At 53.7% G+C, this 374-nt stretch carries 1 pseudogene; it reads left to right on the forward strand.

The window, feature by feature from the left end:
- Window positions 1–374: pseudogene (locus tag O2S87_RS18935) on the forward strand (IS5/IS1182 family transposase); the annotation flags it as partial.

Consider the following 374-nt stretch of genomic DNA (forward strand, 5'->3'; position numbering starts at 1 on the left):
ATCTTGCTAAAGAGCATGTTGACGACCCAGATGAACCCGCTGCGCCAACTGGCGACAGCGGGTTCGCTGAGTGGGTGCAGATCACTCTCATCCTCTTGCATACGGAACTCAACAAGAGTTTCCGAGACACAGAAGCATGGTTCAATGACTCGAAACCACTTCACGAGGAACTCAACCTCCCAAAGACACCAGATCATACAACTCTCTGCCGGTGGGAACAAGATGTCGCAATGCGGGAGCTGCGCCACCTGCTCCGCGCTTCTGCGGAGCAGGCTGGCTGGTCAGGTTCTGCAACAATTGATGCGAGCGGCTTTCAGCGTGACCAAACAAGCTGCTACTATCGAAACCGTGCTGGATTTTCGTTCCACAAGATC

The sequence above is a fragment of the Halohasta sp. A2 genome, assembly GCF_056175805.1.